Annotated in this window: 2 protein-coding genes and 2 pseudogenes; 1 reads left to right on the top strand and 3 read right to left on the bottom strand. The window is 74.1% G+C overall.

Going from position 1 to position 2,700, the window contains the following annotated elements; genetic code table 11:
- On the bottom strand, positions 1 to 890 hold an 890-nt coding region (locus JNW89_RS33845; protein ID WP_238452133.1), incomplete at its 3' end, for a bifunctional 5,10-methylenetetrahydrofolate dehydrogenase/5,10-methenyltetrahydrofolate cyclohydrolase.
- A 93-nt stretch (positions 891 to 983) separates the two neighbouring features.
- Positions 984 to 1,304 (bottom strand): hypothetical protein, encoded by a 321-nt coding sequence (locus JNW89_RS33840; protein WP_238452134.1) that lies wholly within the window; start codon positions 1,302 to 1,304, stop codon positions 984 to 986.
- Here JNW89_RS33840 and JNW89_RS39455 point away from each other — a divergent pair.
- Positions 1,192 to 1,515 (top strand): annotated as a pseudogene (locus tag JNW89_RS39455) (SRPBCC domain-containing protein); the annotation flags it as partial. The gene JNW89_RS33840 and the pseudogene JNW89_RS39455 sit on opposite strands and share 113 nt — an antisense overlap.
- Before the next feature lie 96 nt (positions 1,516 to 1,611).
- On the opposite strand, the pseudogene JNW89_RS33835 reads toward JNW89_RS39455, so the two are convergent.
- A pseudogene (locus JNW89_RS33835) lies at positions 1,612 to 2,700 on the bottom strand (cobaltochelatase subunit CobN); the annotation flags it as partial.

Here is a 2,700-nt window from a genome sequence, read left to right as displayed (position 1 = left end):
CAGCCCTGCCCGACGGCCCGCTGCGCCGCCCGCACCGCGTTGCGGAACAACATCGCCACCGTCGTCGGACCCACCCCGCCGACCCGCGGCGTGATCGCCCCCGCCACCTCGGCACACGACTCGTCCACGTCCGGCAGCAACCGCCGCCCCTCGTAACGCACCCCACCACCGACGACCACCGCGCCCGGACGCACGTGCTCCGGCCGCACGATCCCCGGCACCCCCGCCGCCGCCACCAGGATCTCCGCCCGCCGCGTGTACCGCGGCCAGTCCGCCACCCCGGTGTGCACCACCGTCACCGCCGCGTTCGCCGTCGGCCGCTTCTGCGCCAACAGCATCGCCAACGGCCGCCCCAGCGTCGCCCCCCGACCCAGGATCACCACCTCACGACCCGACACCGGCACCCCGTGGTACGCCAGCAACGCCTCGATCCCCGCCGGCGTACACGGCAACGGCCCCGGCAGACCCAACGCCAACCGGCCCATGTTCACCGGATGCATGCCGTCGACGTCCTTGTCCGGGTCCAGGACGTCCAACGCCCGGTCGTAGTCCAGATGACCAGGGATCGGATGCTGCACCAGCACCCCGTGCACCCCCGCGTCGGCGTTGAAATCCGCCAGCACCCGGTGCAGATCCTGCTGCGAGGCCGACGCCGGCAGATGCACGTGCGGCGACGCGAAACCCAACTCCGCCGCCTGCCGCTGCTTGATCCGGATGTACCCGGCGCTCGCGTCGTCGTCACCCACCAGCACCGTCGCCAACGCCGGCGTCACCCCCGCCGCGCGCAACGCCGCCACCTGCTCGGCGACCTCGGTCAGGATCTTCTCTGCCACCGGCTTACCGGGCAGCAGCCGGGCCGTCGCAGTCACCGGGGAAGTGGAAACAGACATGGCTCACCTCGTCCGCGGAGGCCCAGGCGGTCGACCCCCGCGACGAGCTCCCCGATGGTTCACCCATCCCCGTGCCGCCAGTCGCGTCCACCCTCAGCCTGCCACACCGCCGACCCGGATCGCATCCGCCACCGCCCACCACCCGGGCAGCCAGGACGCACCGCGTCCGCCCGCCGCCGCCGATCCACCCCCCGACACCACCCCCAGATCCGCCCGCGCCGCACCCACCCGCACGCCGGCGATCCTGTCAGGACCGGCACCCGCCCAGCGGCCACCCACCGCAACCCGTACAGTCTCGGCCGTGATCGAGATCAGCGCCCAGGTTGACCTGTCGCACCCCAGCGACCGGGTCTGGCAGGCATTGACCAACCCGCAGCTGCTCACCCGCTGGTTCACCGAGACCGAGACGGTCACCGAGGCACCGCAACGGCTGCTGCTGCACACCGCGGGGCTGCCCGGCTTCCACGCCGCCGTCGACGCCGAGGTGACCGACCAGCGGGCACCCGAGCTGCTCGTCCTGCAGTGCCAGGAAGGCGACCGCCGCACCCGGCTCACCTGCACCATCACCCGCACCGCCGACGGCTGCCGACTGTCGGTCGAGGAAACCATGGAACACGGCACCTGGCCCGCCGAGGACCGCGACCACCGCGAGCGGTACTACCAGCAGATCCTGACCGGCCGGCTCCCCGCCATCCTCGACTGGCTCGCCTTCCAGCAGGTCGACCTGCGCCGCGGCGAGGACCCGCCGACCGCCGAGCTGCCCGCCATCGCCCTGTCCGGCCGCGTACCCGCACCGGCCGACCGCCGACGCGGCTGGCGATCGTCGCGGCGGTCACCGTCGCGACCCTCGCCACCGGCCGGCCCGTCCGCCGCCTCGGTCAGCGGCTCCGGCACGGCGATCCGCCGTCCGGGCTCGGCGAGCAGCTCCTGCTCGTCCAGCCCGTACGCGGCGGCGAGCGCCTGGCGCAGGCCGGGCAGGGCGCGGGTGCCGCCCCAGACCTGGGGGGCGCGCAGCACGGCGAGGACGAGGTTGACCCGGGCCTCGCCGGTGGGCGCCTCGGCGAGGATGTGCAGCCCGTCGCGGATCTGCACGTCCTTGACCTCGCAGAGGTACCCGTCGAGGTGCAGCACGAAGTCGTCGAAGTCGTCGGCGGCCGGCATGTCCGCGGTGTGCAGGTCGTGGTGCAGCTCGGCGGACCGGACCAGCTCCCAGATCTGCGCCCGCACGGTCGGCACCTTGGCCGGGTCGAGCGCCTGGACGGTGGCGTACTCGTCGAGGAGCTGTTCCAGTTTGGCCAGGTCGCCGTACGTCTCGGCGCGGGCCATCGGCGGGACGAGGTGGTCGACGACGACGGCGTGCGCCCGGCGCTTGGCCTGGGTGCCCTCGCCGGGGTCGTTGACGATGAACGGGTAGACCAGCGGCAGGTCGCCGAGGACGGCGTCCGGGGCGCAGTCGGCGGCGAGCCCGAGCCCCTTGCCGGGCAGCCATTCCAGCGTGCCGTGCTTGCCGAGGTGCACCACCGCGTCGGCGCCGAAGCCGCCGTCGGACACCGGCGCGGCCAGCCAGCGGTACGCGGCCAGGTAGTGGTGGCTGGGCGGCAGGTCGGGGTCGTGGTAGATGGCGATCGGGTTCTCGCCGAAGCCGCGCGGCGGCTGGATCATCAGCACCACGTTGCCGAAGCGCAGCCCGGCCAGGACCAGGTCGCCGCCGTCGGCGTACAGCTCGCCGGGCGGCTCGCCCCAGTGGGTGCGCATCCGGTCCCGCAGCGGCGCCGGCACCCGGGCGAACCAGCGCCGGTAGGTCGGCCCG

The sequence above is a fragment of the Micromonospora sp. 4G55 genome, from assembly GCF_016803375.1.
Note: the sequence above shows the minus strand (reverse complement) of the source record. Positions and strands in the feature narration are given on the sequence as shown.